12 protein-coding genes are annotated in these 18,354 nt (G+C 60.7%); 8 read left to right on the top strand and 4 right to left on the bottom strand.

Translation table 11 applies throughout. The features are described from left to right. Positions 1-67: 67 nt before the first annotated feature. Genes J2Y39_RS18815 through cbiE form a run of 3 tightly spaced genes read right to left on the bottom strand, consistent with a single transcriptional unit; the run spans position 68 to position 3,082 of the window. The gene (locus J2Y39_RS18815) at positions 68-784 is read right to left on the bottom strand and encodes a cobalt-precorrin-6A reductase (RefSeq protein WP_310219147.1); all 717 of its coding nucleotides are present in this window, start codon (positions 782-784) and stop codon (positions 68-70) included. Then, positions 781-1,878, bottom strand: coding sequence for a cobalt-precorrin-5B (C(1))-methyltransferase (locus J2Y39_RS18810; protein WP_310219145.1), 1,098 nt, complete (start codon positions 1,876-1,878; stop codon positions 781-783). The genes J2Y39_RS18815 and J2Y39_RS18810 overlap by 4 nt, the downstream gene beginning before the upstream one ends. Next, positions 1,871-3,082 carry a precorrin-6y C5,15-methyltransferase (decarboxylating) subunit CbiE gene (gene cbiE, locus J2Y39_RS18805; RefSeq protein ID WP_310219143.1) on the bottom strand — a complete coding sequence of 404 codons (1,212 nt, stop codon included), beginning with the start codon at positions 3,080-3,082 and terminating at the stop codon, positions 1,871-1,873. The genes J2Y39_RS18810 and cbiE overlap by 8 nt, the downstream gene beginning before the upstream one ends. Before the next feature lie 225 nt (positions 3,083-3,307). Here cbiE and J2Y39_RS18800 point away from each other — a divergent pair, with 225 nt between their 5' ends. The 8 genes from J2Y39_RS18800 (at position 3,308) to J2Y39_RS18765 (ending at position 17,623) form a co-directional block, all read left to right on the top strand. Further along, positions 3,308-3,979 (top strand): hypothetical protein, encoded by a 672-nt coding sequence (locus tag J2Y39_RS18800; RefSeq protein ID WP_150741633.1) that lies wholly within the window; start codon positions 3,308-3,310, stop codon positions 3,977-3,979. Then, entirely contained in the window at positions 3,903-4,940 is a 1,038-nt protein-coding gene (locus J2Y39_RS18795) for a hypothetical protein (protein ID WP_258707537.1), read from the top strand. The genes J2Y39_RS18800 and J2Y39_RS18795 overlap by 77 nt, the downstream gene beginning before the upstream one ends. A gap of 52 nt (positions 4,941-4,992) precedes the next feature. After that, positions 4,993-5,643, top strand: a complete 651-nt coding sequence (locus J2Y39_RS18790) for a hypothetical protein (protein WP_252883105.1) — start codon at positions 4,993-4,995, stop codon at positions 5,641-5,643. A 156-nt stretch (positions 5,644-5,799) separates the two neighbouring features. After that, complete coding sequence (gene cobG / locus J2Y39_RS18785) at positions 5,800-7,098, top strand: precorrin-3B synthase (protein WP_150638208.1); 1,299 nt, start codon at positions 5,800-5,802, stop codon at positions 7,096-7,098. Further along, positions 7,091-7,717, top strand: a complete 627-nt coding sequence (locus J2Y39_RS18780) for a precorrin-8X methylmutase (RefSeq protein WP_041480676.1) — start codon at positions 7,091-7,093, stop codon at positions 7,715-7,717. Before cobG ends, J2Y39_RS18780 begins: the two co-directional genes overlap by 8 nt. Next, complete coding sequence (locus J2Y39_RS18775; RefSeq protein WP_370695113.1) at positions 7,714-8,448, top strand: precorrin-2 C(20)-methyltransferase; 735 nt, start codon at positions 7,714-7,716, stop codon at positions 8,446-8,448. Before J2Y39_RS18780 ends, J2Y39_RS18775 begins: the two co-directional genes overlap by 4 nt. After that, the gene (gene cobJ / locus J2Y39_RS18770; RefSeq protein WP_310219142.1) at positions 8,448-10,148 is read left to right on the top strand and encodes a precorrin-3B C(17)-methyltransferase; all 1,701 of its coding nucleotides are present in this window, start codon (positions 8,448-8,450) and stop codon (positions 10,146-10,148) included. The genes J2Y39_RS18775 and cobJ overlap by 1 nt, the downstream gene beginning before the upstream one ends. Before the next feature lie 368 nt (positions 10,149-10,516). Next, positions 10,517-17,623, top strand: coding sequence for a TcdA/TcdB pore-forming domain-containing protein (locus J2Y39_RS18765; protein ID WP_310219141.1), 7,107 nt, complete (start codon positions 10,517-10,519; stop codon positions 17,621-17,623). A gap of 78 nt (positions 17,624-17,701) precedes the next feature. Here J2Y39_RS18765 and J2Y39_RS18760 read toward each other — a convergent pair whose 3' ends face one another. Continuing rightward, positions 17,702-18,298 carry a MarC family protein gene (locus J2Y39_RS18760; RefSeq protein WP_016771870.1) on the bottom strand — a complete coding sequence of 199 codons (597 nt, stop codon included), beginning with the start codon at positions 18,296-18,298 and terminating at the stop codon, positions 17,702-17,704. Positions 18,299-18,354: the final 56 nt, after the last annotated feature.

Here is an 18,354-nt window from a genome sequence, read left to right as displayed (position 1 = left end):
GCACTGATGGGCTGCCGGTGCGGACGTCTTCGCGAGCAGGCTCGCTCCCACATAGGGCGGTGCCGATTCAGTGGGAAAGGGCAGCGAGGACTTCAGCGACTGATTCAAACTCCCGATCAGCCCCCGGCAACTCCGGCCGCTTCAACACCAGCACCGGCACGCCACGCTCACGCGCCACTTCGAGCTTCGGCTCGGTGGCGCTGCTGCCGCTGTTCTTGCTGATCAATACGTCGATCTGCCGGCGCTCGAACAGCGCGCGCTCGTCTTCCAGCAGAAACGGCCCACGGGCGCCGATCACTTCGCAGCGCGCGTTGCCGGGATAAACGTCGAGGGCGCGCAGGGTCCAGAACTGGTGGGCGGGGATTTCGTCGAGGTGTTGCAGCGGTTCACGGCCGAGGGTGAACAACGGGCGGTGGAACGGTTCCAGGGCTGTGATCAGTTCGGCCCAGTCACTGACCTCGCGCCAGTCATCGCCTGCTTGCGGCTGCCAGGTGGGGCGGCGCAAGGCCCAGCAGGGAATGCCGGCGAGCTGTGCCGCGCGGGCGGCGTTGGCGCTGATTTGTGCGGCGTACGGATGCGTGGCGTCGAGCAGCAGATCGACGCCTTCATCGGCGATGAACTGCGCCAGACCCTCAGCGCCGCCATAGCCGCCGACCCGAACCTGGCAGCGCAAATCGCTCGGCACCCGGCCAACGCCAGCGAGGCTGTAGATATGTTGTGGGCCGAGCGTGCGGGCAATCGCCAGCGCTTCAGTCACGCCGCCGAGCAACAAGATCCGCTTCATACAAAACCTCCGGCATGCCCGACAATCCCGCCCTGACGATCAATGGCAAACACCTCGACCTGCACCTGTGCCGGCACCACGCTACGGGCGAAATTCAGCGCATGGCGACAAACCTCATCCCCTAAAGCGATGCCCGCCGCACTGGCCATGGCCAGGGCTTGTTGGCTGGTATTGGCTTCGCGAATGCCTTGTTGCAATGCCGCATCCGCGCCAATCACCGCCGCCCACTCGGCCAGTTGCGGCAAGTCGATGCTCGAATGCCGTGAGTGCAGATCCATATGCCCGGCGGCGAGTTTGCTGATCTTGCCGAAGCCGCCGCACAGGCTGAGTTTATCCACAGGCACTTTGCGCAGATGCTTTAGCACCGCACCGACAAAGTCACCCATTTCGATCAGGGCGATTTCCGGCAGCTCATAGACCCGGCGCATGGTGTCTTCGCTGGCGTTGCCGGTGCACGCGGCGATGTGCAGATAACCATTGGTTTTCGCCACGTCGATGCCCTGATGAATAGAGGCGATGTAAGCGGCGCAGGAAAATGGCCGGACGATGCCGCTGGTGCCGAGGATCGACAGGCCGCCAAGAATGCCCAGCCGTGGGTTCATGGTTTTCAGCGCCAGTTCTGCGCCGCCCTCGACATTGACTGTGACTTCGAAGCCGCCGCCGTAATCGGTTTCGGCGGCGAGCAAGGTCAAGTGATCGCTGATCATTTTGCGCGGCACCGGATTGATCGCCGGTTCGCCGACGGCCAATACCAGACCGGGTCGGGTCACCGTGCCGACGCCGACACCGGCGTTGAAGCGAATTCCCGGTTCGGCGGACAGTCGCACCAGTGAATAGAGCAGGGCGCCGTGTGTGACGTCAGGGTCATCGCCGGCATCCTTGATCGTACCGGCCTCGGCGCCGCCCTCGCTCAAGCGGCAGAACTCCAGGCGCATCTGCACCTGTTTGCCCTTGGGCAGCGTGATCTGCACCGCGTCGGCGCTGATGCCGGTGAGCAACAGGCGCGCGGCGGCGAGGCTGGTGGCGGTGGCGCAGCTGCCGGTGGTGAGGCCGCTGCGCAGGGGCGCGGGCTGTTCGGCGGTTTCGTCACGCATCGAGGGGTTTGACCAATTCCAGCAGGGTGATCGGCAAGGCCTGACGCCAGGTGTCGAACTCGCCGAGCGGTTGCGCCTGGGCGACATGAATGCGCGTCAGCTCACCGCCGTATTGTTCGCGCCAGTGCATCAGGGTGACTTCGCTTTGCAGGGTCACGGCGTTGGCCACCAATCGGCCGCCGGGCTTGAGCTGGTCCCAGCAGGTTTCGAATACACCCTCACGGGTGACGCCGCCGCCGATGAAAACAGCGTCTGGACGTTCAAGGCCATTGAGCGCTTGCGGCGCCTTGCCGCGAATCAGGTGCAAGCCGGGTACGCCCAGCGCATCGCGGTTGTGTTCGATCAATTGCTGACGGCCCTCGTCGGCCTCGACCGCGATGGCACGACAGCTCGGGTGCGCACGCATCCACTCGATGCCGATCGAACCGCTGCCGGCGCCGACATCCCAGAGCAGTTCGCCGGGCTTCGGCGCCAGGCGGGCGAGGGTGATGGCGCGTACGTCGCGCTTGGTCAGTTGGCCGTCGTGACGGAACGCCGAATCGGGTAAACCGGCGAGGCGTGACAGGCCGGTAACACCGGGTTCGGCCAGGCACTCGACAGCGACGACGTTGAGGTCGGCGACCGCCGCATCGCTCCATTTGCTGGCGCTGCGTTCGATACGTCGCTCGGCGTCGCCGCCCAGATGCTCCAGAACAGTCATGCGACTTGGGCCGAAACCACGTTCGCAGAGCAATTGCGCAACGGCGGCCGGGCTGCTGCCGTCATTGCTCAGCAACAACAGACGCACGCCGCTGAACAGATGCGCATTGAGCGCCGCCAACGGACGCGCCACCAGCGACACAACCGTCACCTCCTGCAACGGCCAGCCCAGGCGCGCCGCGGCCAGTGCGCAGGACGAAGGGGCGGGAATGATCGCCATCTCGGCGCTCGGCACCTGACGCGCCAGACTGGCACCGACGCCGTAAAACATCGGATCACCGCTGGCCAGCACGCAGACCGGCTCGCCACGCGACTCGAGCACCGGCGCGAGGGAAAACGGACTCGGCCACAATTGCCGCTCGCCGCCGATGCACGGCGGCAGCAGATCCAGCTGACGCTGGCCGCCGACGATCCGCGAAGCGCCCATCAGAGCACGCCGGGCGTTCTTGCCCAGGCCTTTGAAGCCGTCTTCACCAATACCCACAACGGTCAGCCAATCGCCCATTTCATACTCCAGATCCTGCGTCCAGCGAAGCGGGCGACATGATAACGCGACAATCGATAACTGGCTGCTGTCCTTTTTTCAGGAACGCCGACATTGAATGTTTACATTGTCTTTTGTGATTTTTCGAGTTCTTCGCAAGTATTGAATTGGCGTTCCGCTGAAAGTGCTTGTGACTATCCGGAAGGTACTTTTTTAGTAAATTGAATAATCGAATGGATAATTGAAATGAGCGATGTTTTGAACAGTATCTCAGCACTTCCCTACCAAGGCAGTGCGACGGTGATGGGGAATAATCTGTTGTCCTACTTTTCCGGGTTGACTGCGGAAGACAAACGATTCGTCAAGGACAGTATGCGCTGGGCAGAATACAGAGCCGATTTGCGTCATGACAGAAACAGTGAGCCAGCTGCTTGGTTCGAATATTATTCCGGGGTGCTCTGGTCTGTCGGCTGGAGCCTGGAGCAAGCTCCGGTAATCCATGTTGACAAGAACTTTACCGGCAATGCGCTGGACGTCTGGGCGCGATCCTTGTCGCAACAACTAAGTCGGGAGAAAGTCGGGCTAATGAAGGAAGCGTTCCATATGCTTGAGACACATTCGGATGCCATAGACGTATTTAGAGGCAGCGCTCGGGAATGGAGCGATTTTCGTTTTTCTCCTGCTCAGTACAATTTCAATAGGGAGTTGGAGATTGTCGTCAGTAATGTTCGCTTGCTTGATGCGAAGTGGTCCTCTACCTATCTGTTCTGGACTATTCAGCATACGGGTTCGGAGCTTGATATCCGCTCCAGGCGCTTTTTGATCAGGTCTGCCGCGATAAATGAAAATCGGCTTCAGTTGGCTGCTGCAGTGCTTGATATGCGCACGCGTGAAATTGAGTTGGCTCGGGGCGCTTGATGTTAGTTGTTCAGCTTTGTTTGATGGTTTGTATGACGGTCTGAAATTAAATGCATGGATTTTCGATTTGATTAACTCCGGTGCTGTGGTTAGTTTGTTTTCCACACCAAGTCGGTGTTTTAACCAAGAAAGGAATCCATTTATGACTGAGCTGAATAAAGATGTAATCTCCGCTGTTGAACGGTTTAGTTTGATTGCACAAACCAATGAGTTTATCGCTGCGCAGCCAGTGCTGCGCTCGCGTTCGGCAAGTGTTGGCAGTAGCTTGCCGGTTGATAAAGATGAACTGAATGCTGCAGTCATGGGCTCGGGTATTGCAGGCTTTGATGCAAGCATGTCCAAGCGCAGCAAGCGAATCGTTAAAAACACCTACATGTATGCCGATCTGGTTGCCTTGCTCAAATATCCGGCGTCCAACCAAAAGGAACAGCGCTATAACGAGTTTATGCGATTGATGAAACTGGCTGGCTGGTTTGCTTTCAGCCAGCCTTATAATCGATATACCGCTACTTCGCAAAAATTGACCATGGATAATGTTGTCCTGTCTGTTCTGCATACCGCTGTTGGTGCAGCAGTAGGACAGGGCCAGGCAGCCCTTAAAGTATTGTCCTCTGTGGCAGATGCGACCATGGATGCACTGAAAAATGAACCACAGGCCCTGACGCTGTTCGAGAACAACTCGAAGAAAGCCGAAGGTGGCAACTTTTGCATGAGTGCGGCTTCGCAGGATGATGAGGGTGGTATCACCTTGGCAATCGCTGCTGTGCAATATCTGGCTTCGGCTCAACCTACCAAAGTACTGTTTGTAGAATGGGCAACATCTGCTGTGGAGATTTATAACGCTGGCGCCACTATGTATATGGATGAGGAAGACTATGCAATGGTTGAACCGTTGATTGTCAAGGCTCTGACGGAGCAACGTGAGAAAGCGCTCAGCTACGAATTTGGCCAGTCGGTCTGAAAGTGATTAATGCCAGAGGCGCAAGCCTCTGGTTTTTTTGTGGGAGATGCAAATGTTCGCGATTTCGAAGGTTTTCGTATGCGCAGGGGCATTAGTGCTGGTGAGTAAAGAGCTGTCGGCATCTGACATTGACGACAGTCTCGATGCGCTGCTTTATTCGCAAACGGTCGCCTCGCATAAAGTTCCCGATGCTGTTGAATGCGAGGCATGGAATGACGCCAATAAAACGGCTTTGAAAGTCACCGGTGCTTTGTTTTTCGACGATCCGGTTATCAGCGCGCCGGTCACTACGCCCGATACTTTTACTCTGCTGGAGTTGACTCAAGAACTCTTGCAAGGTTGGGCGCCGGCAGTTTTGAACCAACAGGTAATTGCCAATCTGACCTCGCAACTGGAGAGCAACGGTGCGGCCCTTGAGTTGCTTCAGCGAAATATTCTGCAAGAGGGCAAGTCGATTCGCTTCATGCTTGGCAGCGTATCTAAGGGATCAACAATTACGATGGTCGTCATTTCGTTTGCCGTCAAAGAGCCTGTTCCGGGCAATGTGCTTGAGCGACGCTTCAATGCCGAGCAGATAGTGGGCAACGTTGCTGTTGATTGCTACAAGGCTCTTATAGATGCCGATGATTACTGTTTCTCGAGAGCCAGGATTATTGCGTTATTGGGTGAGCGGCGCGAAAAGCAGATTATCGCCCTGACCTGAGCGCGCGGCAGAGGCAACAACTGAAGCCTGCCTGCCCCACCGGTCGAGACAGAGGGCAGACTTTTCATACCGGTGGGCAAAGCAGGCATAATACCGCGCCTTCGCCCGCGAAGCGCTTCTGCCACACAACCGGTCAGCCCCTTGAACGAACGCCCGATGTCCACTGCCTTACGCCCCTCGGCCTGCCCGGGGTTGCTGCGTATCGTCCAGGCACTGGACGGCGGTATCTGCCGGATCAAGCTTGATGGCGGTTCGATCAGTGCCGATCAGGCCGATGCGGTGGCCGCTGCCGCCGAAGCGTTTGCGAGCGGAGCGATCGAAGCGACCAATCGCGGCAACCTGCAGATTCGCGGCATCGGTGCGCAATCGGCAGCGCTGATCGAGTGTTTGCTGGCCGCCGGCCTTGGGCCGAAGCACGCCGCCGGCGACGATGTGCGCAATCTGATGCTCAGCCCGGCCGCCGGCATTGATCGGCAGATGCTGTTCGACACGCGCCCGCTCGCAGGTCAAATCCTCGACACCTTGCAAAGTCATCCGCGCTTCCATGAGTTGAGCGCCAAGTTCGCCGTGCAGCTCGATGGTGGCGAAGCCCTGGTGATGCTCGAACATCCGCATGATCTGTGGCTGTCGGCATTCGAGCGTGACGGCGAAATCCTCTGGGCATTCGGTCTGGCCGGTTGCCCGACCGATCGCCCTCTCGGCGCTGTGAGCCTGGACAACGCTCACGCGCTGGTGGTCGCCGCGCTGGAGTTGTTCCTCGACCTGGCCCGGCCAGAGCAAACACGGATGCGCCATCTGCTCGACGAGTTGCCCAGGCTCGCATTTCTTGAATCGTTGCGCGAGCGCGTATCGCTCAAGGCGATCAGCAATTGGCAGCGCCCGACGTCGGCAGACGCGCTGCACATCGGCGCTCATCAGCAAAACACGCAAGGTCTCTGCTACGTCGGCGCGGTGCCGCCACTGGGCCGACTTGATCCGGCGATGCTGCGTGGCGCGGCACAACTGGCCCGTCAATTTGGCGATGGCAGTCTGCGCTTCACGCCGTGGCAGAGCCTGCTGCTGCCGAACGTGAAAGCCACTGATACCGACAACGTGCTTGAGCAGTTGCGGGCGTTGGGCCTGTTGACGACCGAGGCCGAGCCACTGGCTCGACTGATCGCCTGCACCGGCGCCGATGGCTGCGGCAAAGGCCTTGCCGACACCAAACAGGATGCCCGGCAACTTGCACCTCTGCTGCCCGCAGGCCTCAGCGTGCACCTGTCGGGTTGCTCGCGCTCCTGCGCCGCCGCCCACTGCGCGCCAGCCACGCTGCTGGCCGTTGCCCCCGGTCATTACGACCTCTATTTTCGCGATGCAGCACAGCCCGGATTCGGCACGCTGCACGCCTGCAACCTTACTATTGAAGCGGCCGCGACCCTGCTCGACGCCCGCTCCCGGAGCCCCCTTGATGCTTGATTACATCCGCGACGGTCAGGAGATCTATCGCAACTCCTTCGCGATCATTCGCCGCGAGGCCAATCTGGCGCGCATTCCAGCCGATCTGGAAAAACTTGCGGTGCGAGTGATCCACGCCTGCGGCATGGTCGAGGCCATCGACGGTCTGCAATTCTCCGAGGGCGCGGGCAAGGCCGGGCGCGATGCTCTGGCGGCCGGTGCGCCGATTCTCTGCGACGCGCGGATGGTCTCCGAAGGCGTGACCCGCACGCGCCTGCCGGCCAATAACCAAGTGATCTGCACTTTGCGCGACGACAGCGTGCCGGACCTCGCCCGCGAGTTGGGCAACACCCGCTCGGCCGCCGCGCTGGAGCTGTGGCGCCCGCACCTCGAAGGCAGTGTGGTGGTGATCGGCAACGCACCGACCGCGCTGTTTTACTTGCTGGAAATGCTCGACGCCGGCGCGCCGAAACCGGCACTGATCCTCGGCTTCCCGGTCGGCTTCGTCGGTGCTGCCGAATCGAAAGCGGCACTGGCCGCCGACAGTCGTGGCGTGCCGTTCGTGATCATGCAAGGCCGGCTGGGCGGCAGCGCCATGGCCGCGGCCGCCGTCAATGCCCTCGCCACGGAGATCGAATGATGCAGGCCAAAGGACGTCTGATCGGCCTCGGTGTCGGCCCCGGTGATCCGGAACTGATCACTGTCAAAGCCTTGCGCCTGCTGCGCGAATCGCCGGTGGTCGCGTATTTCGTGGCCAAGGGCAAGAAGGGCAATGCGTTCGGCATCATCGAGGCGCATCTGGTCGAGGCGCAGAACCTGCTGCCGCTGGTGTACCCGGTGACCACCGAGGCGTTGCCGGCGCCGCTGTCGTATGAGCAGGTGATCAGCGATTTCTACGACGAAGCCGCTGTGGCGGTCGCCGAGCATCTGGACGCTGGCCGCGACGTGGCGGTGATCTGCGAAGGCGACCCGTTCTTCTACGGCTCCTACATGTATTTGCATGATCGTCTCGCCAGCCGTTACGAGGCCGAAGTCGTGCCCGGGGTGTGCTCGATGCTCGGCGGCGCTTCGGTGCTCGGCGCGCCGCTGGTGTATCGCAATCAGAGCCTGTCGGTGCTTTCCGGCGTGCTGCCCCACGAAGAACTGAAACGGCGTCTGGCCGATGCCGATGCGGCGGTGATCATGAAACTGGGGCGCAACTTTCCCAAGGTCCGTCAGGTGCTGGAAGAACTCGGCCTCGCCGAGCGTGCGTTGTATGTCGAGCGCGCGACCATGGCCAACCAGAAGATCGTGCCGATGGATCAGGTCGAGCCGATGTCCTCGCCGTACTTCTCGCTGATCATCGTCCCGGGCGAACGGTGGCAAGGTTGATGAGCCAAGCGACTCCCGCCATCGTCATTCTCGGCCAGGGCAGCCTCGCGACGGCGCGGCGCATTCAGCAGGTCTATCCGGCGGCGCAGGTTCATGGCCTTGCCGGACGGGTCGAAGGCGCCGACAGCAGCTATCAGGAATTCGGCGCGACCCTGCGCGCGTTGTATCAACAGGACACGCCGATCATTGCCCTGTGCGCGGCGGGGATTGTCATTCGCACCTTGGCGCCGCTGTTGCTGGAGAAAGGCGCCGAACCGGCGGTGCTGGCGGTGGCCGAAGACGGCAGCGCGGTGGTGCCATTGCTGGGTGGACTCGGCGGGGTCAACGTCATGGCCCGGGAGATCGCGGCGGCGTTGCAAGTGGCGCCGGCGATCACCACCAGCGGCGAATTGCGCTTTGGTACCTGCCTGCTCAATCCGCCAAGCGGCTACGCACTGGCGGATCTGGAATCGGGCAAACGCTTCGTTTCCGACCTGCTCGCCGGGCACAGCGTGCGCATCGAAGGCGCGGCGCCATGGCTCGATCAGGCGCAGTTGCCGCAGGATCCGCAGGCGCAGCGGTCGATTCATGTGAGCAGTGTGCAGCGGGTGGCCAGCGCCGATGAATTACTGATTTACCCGCGCAGCGTGGCGGTGGCAGTGAGCGCTGACGTGGCAGATCTGTCGAACGCCGTTCGCGCTGCGTTGCAACAGGCCAGTGTCGCCGTGCCGGCACTGGCGTGTCTGGTGGCAGCAGACGCTGAAATGGCCTCATCGAGTTTGCGCGAGGCTGCGCTCGAGTTGGGCGTGCCACTGCGCTTCGTGGCAGCACAAAGCGATCTTCAGACGTTGGCCCGCGTGGCAGTGCCTGCGGCGAAGGTGATCAGCGCAGAACATCTGGCGATCGCGATTGCCGAGCAACCGCTGGACGTCGCGCAGATCGGCCGCCCGCGCGGTCGCCTCGCGGTCATTGGCCTTGGCCCCGGCGCCGCAGAACTGATGGTGCCAGCGGTGAAAACCGAACTGGCCCGCGCCACCGATGTGCTGGGCTACGAAACCTACGTGCGCATGGCTGGCCCGTTCCGCGACGATCAGGTGCAGCACTGCACCGACAATCGTGAAGAAATGCAGCGTGCCCGCCATGCCTTCAGGCTCGCCGCCGAAGGCCGCTCGGTGATCGTGGTTTCCTCGGGCGACCCGGGCGTATTCGCCATGGCCGCTGCGGTGCTCGAAGCCCTGCACGAATCGGACGATCCGGCGTGGCACAGCGTTGATCTGGAAATCCTCCCCGGCGTCTCCGCCTCGTTGGCCACTGCGGCTCAGGCCGGTGCGCCGCTGGGCCACGACTTCTGCGTGATGTCCCTGTCGGACAACCTCAAGCCCTGGGCGATCATCGAGAAACGTCTGGATCTGGCCGCCCAAGCGGATCTGGCCCTGGCGTTCTACAACCCGATTTCCCGGGCGCGCCCGTGGCAACTGGGCCGGGCGCTGGAGATCGTTGCGCAGCACCGCTTGCCTGAAACACCGGTGGTGCTCGGTCGGGACATCGGCCGGCCGGGGCAGACGCTGCGCACCACGACCCTGGGCGCATTGACACCGGAACAGGTGGACATGCGCACCATGGTGCTGATCGGTTCTTCGACCACCTGCACCTTCGCCCGTGCCGGAGGCGGTGAGTGGGTTTACACGCCGCGTTGGTATGGTGAAAAACCGCTGTCCTGAAAAACCCTCCGCTCATGCAATTCTCAGCGACTGGAAAGTTTGAGCGGTTGTAAGTCCGATTGAAGTTTCAATTGTTTTCCACCAGCAATAAACAATGGTCATGTCCCACAGGGCAGGGCCATTTTTTATGGCCGACGGGCGCGCCAGTCCGATAATTATTACGCTGCCGTTACAGCGAACTGCTCCCGGTGTTATCAGATATTGCCGGGGACAAGCTTTGTATTCCTTGTTGTTTGTGTGGCGCGTATTCGCCCACTAGGGTGCTGTGTTCATAGCACTTGTCGAGTGTCGTTCAAATCAATTTACCGCTCTGCAGCGGCGCGAAAGTGCGCGCGTCAATGGGCCATTAAGTAAACAAGGAGTGTGTGATGGCTTTAAAAAACGATTACTCGTTCGGGCGAGCATTCATTTCTGCGCAAGAGTATTCCGTACTCTCAAAAGCATTGCGGGAGCTTTCTGCTACACCCCAATATCAAGCGCTGAACGACTATTACCAGCAAGCCGGTCAAACGACTGACCCGGTGTCGTTGTTGACCCTGGCGAGCCTGTTTCAAGAGCAACTTGCAGCGTTGTTGAAACGCAATAAAACCCCTGTTCCGGTGGCTGTCGATGACATTGTGCGAGGGCTGCAACGTTATCTGTCACGGCTTTCGACGACCGTGGAAATGTTGTCGGGGCCGACCCGGCCGGTTCCGAAAGTCATCCATTTCGTCTGGGTTGGCGGAAGCGAAGTCGGGGTCAATCAGCGCGATTACATGAATATCTGGCGCCAGGTGATGGCGGCGGAGGGTTACCGCTTCAATCTCTGGTACGACAGCGATGCGTTACTGGCTTTCGAGATGAACCGGATCATTCTCGACAGCGCCAGGGCTGATGCGATGGCATCCGGTGGTGCAGCCCTCAAGCATGCCGGGCAACTGGCGACGATGATTGAAGAGCGTGCACGGGTGTTGAAACAGCAGATGGTCGACTACCTCAGCCAGCCGAGGTGGAAGGGGCGGACCGATGAAGCACGCATCGATCTGATGGTGCGTGCTTATGGCAAGGACCGCGCGTCGCTGCAGGCTTTTCGTCAGCGCTGCCTCGACAGCCATCTGGCGATGGTGGGTCCGGATCTGCAATTGCGCGATGTCACTCACGCCTTTGCCGATGACTTGTTGGCGGACGTCTACCGCCGCGAAGTGTCGATGCGCGGCAATTTCGCTGCGGCGAGCGATGTGGTGCGTTTGCAGGCCGAGCTTCGTGAAGGCGGGCGTTATACCGACATGGATTATCTGCCGCCGCTGCTCGACAAGTTGGGCGGTGTCGATATCAGCGATTACAGCCAGACGCAGAAAATCGCGGTTTTGCAACTTCTGTTGAACAACAATCCGCAGTTGATGCCGGGGCGCGATCCGCAGCATTACCCCGACAGGACCGACAGTCTTCCAGAGCAACACAAACAACTTCTCGAGGATTTTGCTCGCAGCAAACCCGACGTCCTTGAACTGTTCATAGCGCCAAAAGTCGTGGAGGCTGCGGAGAACGGCTTTCGCATGGGGCTGCAAATCAATGAAGAAATGAATGCTCATTTCATCGCCCAGCCGGGCAGCGGCATGACGATGTCGATCATGCAAGTCATTCGGCTCAATTACGACGTGCTCGCTGAAGTTGAAAAGCGCATGGCCAACTCGGCAACTGGATGGGCCGACGGTGAGACCCTGACCACGGTCGCGGCGACAGTCATTGAAGAGATGTTGGTCAGGTCGAACTTCACCAGCTGGAATGAAGCTTATGCCTACCAATTGCTTAAAGCGGTTGTCACCTATTATCGGGACGGTATCCGCAATGACGCGGCGGGTACGGTAACGCTCACCGGCCCGGGCGCGGCACTCGCTGGATTACATGAATATATCGAAGCCAATTGCGATCCGTTTTTCAGTCGTCAGGTGCTGGCGCAACAGCGTCTGCGCGAGGGCTACAACGTCAATACCGAAGAGGAAACCATTTCCGGCTGGATCGTCAGGGGCACGGAAAAAGACTGGCTGGAGAAGGAACACGCCCGGTGGGCCGAGGGAAAGCTCAAGTCTCGTTATGCCGGACGCTTGTCCAACCTGCTCAGCGATCGAAGCCTGACCTTCGAGCGCGGCTGGCCCGTTGTCGAGGGCAAACCGGTGCTGTTGACCTCAGTGCTGCAACGCTTGATGGATGATCTGGGCGAGCCGTTCATTCGAGCGATGCGAGACAAGTTGAGCGGGGAGGTCAATTTCGCTCAAGCCGTGGTCATCGACTTCGACGCCCGTCAGCAAGTGCTGGCGCAGGGACCTGTGGTTGTGCCGACCTCCCATGGTGCGGAATCGGTCAGCCATCTCAACGAACTGTTCAGCCGGATCGCCCACGGTACGCTGCCGCTGGAACAACTGAGCCCCGCGATGCGAGTCGTGCTCGGGGGGATTTTCGGCGCAACGAGCGTGGACGATGTCGGGTTCGCCGATACCTGGCAACAGGTGCGCGACCTGGCCATCGCCACCGACCGTGACGGCACTTTCGCGCGCTACGATGCGATTGAAAAAGCCGTGCGCCAGCGCCGCTCGGCGGCGTTCGAGAACGGACTGGAACGCGACCTGCCGACGGCCACATCGACGACCCGCGAACTCAAGGTTCAAGCCATGTCCGAGCCGCTGACGCTGCGCCAGTGGGGCGAACGTATCGGCCAGATCAAGCACAGCGCGCAGCGGGAGTTTCGCACGCAGATCCTGCAGCGCAGCGGGCAAGTGCGTGACGTCTTTTTCAAGGCTGGCGCGGTGTCGGTCAAGCAGTTGCCGCAGGATCTGTTGCAGCGCAACGCGGGCGACCCGGGGCGCCGCTGTTATCCGCTGGCGCTGCTGATGGGCGCCGCAGTGGCAGCCGGCGAGCCGGCGGAACGGGCGTTGGTCGGGCATGTCGCCAGCGCCAGCGCGAGTCCGGACGAACTTGGCTCGCGGGCGTTGCGCAGTGCGCTGGACGAACTGCGCGCCTTGCCCACCGGCGAGGTCGGCAGCGTTCGCGGCGTGCAACGCCTGGACAGCATCATCGCCGCGCTGGACGCCAGTGCGGCGCCTGCGGTGCTGCTGCTCGACACTGGCGACCACGCCCTGCTGCTGGCCAAAGTGCGAACCGGTGAGCACGCGGCCTATCGCTTCTACGATCCCAACTTCGCCCTCTACGGATTTGCCGATGGCGCGCAGTTGCAACGTGGCGTAGAGCGTTATCTGAGCGCAGACGATAACGCGCTGGCGAAGCTTTATGGTCTGGGTGAGATGGCCACGGCGCAGTTCACCGTCACTGAGCTGGACATTGCGGCGATCGCCGAACGCAGGCTGTCATCGGATCTGCGCGTGGACAGTTTTTTGCACAACGTTGCGCTGGCCGATCCACAGGGAGCCTCGATCTGGCACAAGCAAGCGCTGGCCCGTACCCGATCTCTGGGGGAAAACGCTCGGCTGGGCACCAGCCTTGCGCAACTGGATGCGCGCTACTGGGCCAGCGAGCTTGAGCAGGCGACCGAGCGTTTGCGCCGTGAGCACAACCTGGCGCGTGATTACGTGCCGTTGCTCGATACCCACAGCAAAAACGCCGACGGCGGCCACAGCATTACGCTGATGGATCTGCGCAATGCGCAAAATGCCCGGACGGTCAGCACCCGGGATTCGCGCTTTCAGAAAATCAGGCAATACGTCGAACGACTCGTGCAGGGCGGTGCGGCCAGGCCCGGTCAGACGGCTGATCACGACGGTGGCAGCCGACTCAGTTTCGCCTTTGCGATCCAGACGCTGATCAGTGAAATGCGCCAGCGCGAGTACCGCGCTGGCGATACAGCGCCGACACTGACCGTCGCCCTGCAACTTCAGGTGTACGTCAGTTATGCACAGCTGGGCTTTGGTGTGGCCAGCGATGCGGTGCAGGTCATCCAGTTGGTGCGCCATTTAGCGGTGGCCGAGCGGGCGTTGCAGCAGGCCTCGTTCTCCGCACGTCTGGCCGGGCAGGCCGCCACGGGTATCGGGGTGGCATTTTCCGTGGCCAATATCGGTTTCGACATCTACAACCTGACGCAGGCAGAGAATCATGAGCAGCGAGCGCGATTCTCTACGTCTCTGGCGTTCAATACGGCGGCGCTGGGTCTGGATATTGTCGCCCTGGCGGCGGGCGGAACGGTGGGCGCGTTCGCCGCAGCGCTGTCCGTGCCGCTACTGGGCGTCGGTATCGGGGTGACCGCGATTGCCAGCAATCTCGGGCAGATCATGGACAAGGCTGCGGCCATCGGCGAGCACCTCTCGCAGATTCACGACGCTTATCAGCAGTCTTACGAAAGCGTTGGTGCGGTCTTGCAGTTCCCCGCACTGGCAGTGATTACCGAGCTGGATCTGCACAACAGAAGGGTGGCGTTCGAAGGGCAGAAGTTTTACCCCTGGAAGGGCAGTGCACTGGAATTGCCGCAATACGACGATGATCCGGCCAGGCGGCATGCTGCGATCAACATCCCCAGAGCCTTTCAACGCCCTGCTGTCGGCAGCGTCTGGGGTACTTTGCCCACGATGGTGGTGCTGCCTTGTTCGCCAATCTGTTACTACGGCTACGAATATCAACTCGGCAGCGTCGGGGCCGTGCCTTTTTCCACGACCCGCTATCCGCGGTTGCATGACCGCCTGGCACATCAGCTGGAATATGACGCGCTCGGTAACCGGGTGTTTTACCTGTTCAGTACGCCATTTGCGCCACACATCCTCTACAAGCTGCATCCGGTATTCATGGCCACGACGATCAAGCTGCAGTTGAGCGCTGAGGTCAGCCAACTGGTGGTTCCGGACCTGCCACCAGAGTGGCGCAAGAAGATTGCCTACTGGATCACCGCGCCGCAGGGGCAATACCGAATTCGGTTGGTGCCAGGCCTGCTGGCGGTGAATTTCGAGCAAGCCCAAGGCTGGGAACAGGTGACCTGGACGGTGCAGGCGTCCTGGGTACGGGTCGAGCAGGTCAGCTTTCGTGCAAAACCACGGGACAGCATCGATAGCGCACCTGACATGCTGGTCGATGGCCTCGTGTTGAATCGTTTTGACGGCGTCATCGAGCTGGCCGAGGGGCTGTTCCGGATCGACTGGACGGGCCGCAGCCTGCATCTGATCGCCGTTGTCCTCGACTACGAAAACAACGCTGCAACTCAACTGCGTAGCGCAACCATGACCGCCAGCGGCATCCCTGCGCCGGTGCAGCGTTATTTGCGCGCTCAGGTCGCAAGCGGGCAACTGACCGCAGCCTATTTGCCGTTGCGTAACTTCAGAGTGCCGTTCGATTCGCCGGGCCAGCCAGTGGTGACCACCGGCTATTACGACACTGCGCGGGATCGGGTGCTGTTCGCGCGTAACCTGCCGCAGGAGGTGAACGAGGGTGTGGTTCTGGCAGGCGTCAACGCCCGCCATGCGTGGTTCTACCATCCCGATCATCCATCGGTATGGCGGGTCGATGTGCTGACCGGCACTGTCCAGCATCGCTACCGTCTGAAAAATCCACGTACAGGTTCGACCATCATCGGCTGCCGACAACAAGCCGATGGAGCGCTGCGGATTGCGCAGAAGCTGACGGCAGAAGCGTTGCATGGCACCACCACGGTCGAGTACCGGATCAGCGGGCAGCATGTAGAACTGACCGCTTGCCAGATCGCTTTTGCCGCCGAGGACTATCGGTTCGAGCCGCGTGAAGCGCTTCGACAAACCGATGCCCCGGACATGAGCGTCTCGTCAGACATGGCCGCCAGCGGCAATGATTGGTCTTGTGCTCCGTTCATTGTTGTCGAGGGCTATGCCGGGTCGCAGTTGCGCGACAGGGCTTGGCTGAACAAGACGACGGGCAAGTGCATTCAGGCCAGGCAAGACCTGTCCTGGCCCGAAGACTTGTTGATGCTGATGCCGTCCAGCCCTGAAAACAACGCGGTGCTGTTCTATAGCCAGCAGGAGCGGACGATCAGCCGCGGCATCGAACCCCGTGTCGGTCATTGGCAGAATGTGGTGATCGAGCGCGATGTGGTGGAGGTCACTCAGACAAATCAGCGCTTCATCGCCACCAAGGACGACGGCCGTCTGTTCGAGGTCGATATCGTCGACGTGCCGGCAGCGGCAGCGATCGACGACGCGATTGTGTTTCAGTACGGGGTACCTTCCCTTGCGCACAGAAGCGATGAGGCATGGCTCGATCAGGCCGATAAACCCTCGATTCTCCGGTTCGCCGGCGTTGGGCTGCGCTGGCTGCAGCGAAATCCCGATTGGTTGAGCACATTGCATTCGCTGGCCACGGTCGCAGCGTTGCTGCCGTTCCCGGTCTTCGGTTTACGTGATGGGGCAGGTCAGGCTTTCCTGACGGCATGGTGTGTCGATGGCAAAGTCGCTGTGGCCGATATCGGTCAGGGCAAGGAGCTGGCGCTGCTCGGTCTGACCCCGGATCAAAGCGCTGTCTGGTTGCTTGAGGTCAGCGCCGGACAACTTTATCGCCAGCCGCTGATGGCGATCGAAGCATTGCGGGGAGCTTTTTCAGCCGAGCATCGTCTGGTGAAACCGCAGTTGCTGGCCAAGGCGGAAAAAGTCTGGACGTCATGGGCCTTTAGCGAGGTGCGGCGCGAGGGTGAAGGGCTGAAGGCGCAGACCCTCGACGGGGTGCATCTGCAATTGCTGGATAACCAGCCGGCAATGATCGTTGGCGTGGAAAATCGCTGGTCTCATGTGCCGGGGCAGAGCGATCAACAGTTACGTGCACGCCTGCGAGCATTGTTGCAAGGGCATGCCCACGCGCCTGTCATACAAGTGGCAAGTGCAACCGGACGCTATCTGTATTACCTGCCGCAACTTGACCGGCTGTTTGATCTGTCCGGGCGCAGTGACGGACAGTGGTCGGCATTCCTCGGTACGCGCGGGTCGAAGCAGCCGATGCTGTTCGACCCGGTCGACCAGTTGATTTTCAGCGCCGGCCCGAACGACGGCGTCTGGCTGCCCGACAGTTTTGCCCATCGCGACGCCGAGGTCATGGTGCTTGAGGTAGGTGATGACATCACAGAGATCGAAACATTGTTGCCCGATGGCGTTGCCAGGCTGCTGCTGACTTTCGGTGCGCAGACCTCGGGTTATCGGCTGGCGCAAGCGTCCTTCCAGCGGTTGGACTGCATCGTGGTCGATGGACGACAGGCTTCGGATGCTGAAACGGCAGAACCTTGCCTGCTGGATCTGGATCTGGACGAGTGCGGGCATTGGTGGATGTCACGGGTCGATGACGGTGTGGTACTGACCGATCCGGACTCCGGGCACAGTCTGATCTTGCGTAATTTCGACGGACAACGCCCACTGCTACTGATGCTGCCCATTGCCGGGCGGCCACACACGTTCACGCTGGCTCAAGGGCTGGAAGCGTTTGCCACTGTGCGCGGCGCAGAAGCAACGGTCAGCCTGACAGCGGTGATCGCAGCGCTGCGCTGAGGTCGCTCCGCACAGCAAAACGCCGCGAACGGTGACCGTACGCGGCGTTTCGTTGTGGCGGTTGCGCCGCAACAACACTCAAGGCACCAGATAGCCTTTCACACCGGTAAAGATGATTTGCGCGGCCAGTGCGCAAACAAACAATCCCATCAAGCGGCTGACAATCTGCAAGCCCTGATCGCCGAGAATCCGCTCGATGCGATTGGACAGATACAGCACCACTCCGACAGTAAAACTGGCCAGGGCGATGCTCATGATTGCAGTGAGCTTGTCGTCCCAGTGCGGCTGGCTGACGCCCATTACCAGCAAGGCGCCGATGGTGCCGGGGCCGACCGTCAGCGGAATGGTCAGCGGCACGATGGTCACGTCCTGCTGCACATTGTCGGCCTGCACCGCCGGTTTGCCCTGAGCCATGCCCAGCGCGGAAATGAACAGCACGCTGCCGGCGCCAATGCGGAAGGCGTCCACGGTGATGCCGAAGACATCGAAAATCACCCGCCCGAACAAATAGAGCAGCACACTGGAAATCAGTGTGGCGAGGGCGACCTTCCACGCCAGACGCCGCTGTTCCTTGCGCGAATAGCCACGGGTCAGGCTGATAAAGCACGACAACACGAAGAACGGGCTGTAGAGCACCAGCATCTTCAGATAAACGCTGAACAACACATGGAGCATGATGCAAGCTCACTGGCGATGGAGTCGGGGGGGAGTCTATCAGGCACCGCAGATTC

It is taken from the genome of Pseudomonas sp. 2957 (assembly GCF_031456345.1).
GTDB classification, from domain to species: Bacteria; Pseudomonadota; Gammaproteobacteria; order Pseudomonadales; family Pseudomonadaceae; genus Aquipseudomonas; species Aquipseudomonas siliginis.
The sequence above is the reverse complement of the archived record's forward strand: the minus strand, read 5'-3'. Positions and strand labels throughout refer to the sequence as shown.

What these genes read in the sequence shown, in the direction of transcription:
- J2Y39_RS18815 (WP_310219147.1), bottom strand. Translation starts at nt 784, where the DNA reads ATGAAGCGGATCTTGTTGCTCGGCGGCGTGACTGAAGCGCTGGCGATT.
- J2Y39_RS18810 (WP_310219145.1), bottom strand. Translation starts at nt 1,878, where the DNA reads ATGCGTGACGAAACCGCCGAACAGCCCGCGCCCCTGCGCAGCGGCCTC.
- cbiE (WP_310219143.1), bottom strand. Translation starts at nt 3,082, where the DNA reads ATGGGCGATTGGCTGACCGTTGTGGGTATTGGTGAAGACGGCTTCAAA.
- J2Y39_RS18800 (WP_150741633.1), top strand. Translation starts at nt 3,308, where the DNA reads ATGAGCGATGTTTTGAACAGTATCTCAGCACTTCCCTACCAAGGCAGT.
- J2Y39_RS18795 (WP_258707537.1), top strand. Translation starts at nt 3,903, where the DNA reads ATGAAAATCGGCTTCAGTTGGCTGCTGCAGTGCTTGATATGCGCACGC.
- J2Y39_RS18790 (WP_252883105.1), top strand. Translation starts at nt 4,993, where the DNA reads ATGTTCGCGATTTCGAAGGTTTTCGTATGCGCAGGGGCATTAGTGCTG.
- cobG (WP_150638208.1), top strand. Translation starts at nt 5,800, where the DNA reads ATGTCCACTGCCTTACGCCCCTCGGCCTGCCCGGGGTTGCTGCGTATC.
- J2Y39_RS18780 (WP_041480676.1), top strand. Translation starts at nt 7,091, where the DNA reads ATGCTTGATTACATCCGCGACGGTCAGGAGATCTATCGCAACTCCTTC.
- J2Y39_RS18775 (WP_370695113.1), top strand. Translation starts at nt 7,714, where the DNA reads ATGATGCAGGCCAAAGGACGTCTGATCGGCCTCGGTGTCGGCCCCGGT.
- cobJ (WP_310219142.1), top strand. Translation starts at nt 8,448, where the DNA reads ATGAGCCAAGCGACTCCCGCCATCGTCATTCTCGGCCAGGGCAGCCTC.
- J2Y39_RS18765 (WP_310219141.1), top strand. Translation starts at nt 10,517, where the DNA reads ATGGCTTTAAAAAACGATTACTCGTTCGGGCGAGCATTCATTTCTGCG.
- J2Y39_RS18760 (WP_016771870.1), bottom strand. Translation starts at nt 18,298, where the DNA reads ATGCTCCATGTGTTGTTCAGCGTTTATCTGAAGATGCTGGTGCTCTAC.